The organism is Bacillus sp. SIMBA_074, assembly GCF_046534555.1.
In the GTDB taxonomy this organism is placed as follows: Bacteria; Bacillota; Bacilli; order Bacillales; family Bacillaceae_G; genus Bacillus_A; species Bacillus_A mycoides.
Window position 1 is genome coordinate 1 of sequence record NZ_JAWRYM010001021.1, and the last position, 247, is coordinate 247.

The 247-nt window shown below is 70.0% G+C and carries 1 protein-coding gene; it reads right to left on the reverse strand.

The window, feature by feature from the left end; genetic code table 11:
* Window positions 1-193: hypothetical protein (locus SB773_RS33860; RefSeq protein WP_410594859.1), on the reverse strand; the 193-nt coding region annotated here is incomplete at its 3' end.
* Between the last annotated feature and the right edge of the window lie 54 nt (window positions 194-247).

The window sequence follows — 247 nt, forward strand, 5'->3', positions numbered from 1 at the left end:
GGAACGCCCGTTCCAGGAATGCGATGCAGCGTGCGTCGCTTTCCCCGAGGAAGAAAGCGAATTCGCGCACGCCGGATGAGAATACGAGCGGCGCACATGCCGCCGCATCCTCCGCGCATGCCGCGCGAAACGGCGTCGACGCACCGGCTTGCGGCACGCCCAACGACGACGCGAGCGCCCCGCCCGGCATCATGTCCGCCCCGCCAGGCGAGCGAGCACGGCGACCGTCCGACTGATCTGCTCCGGC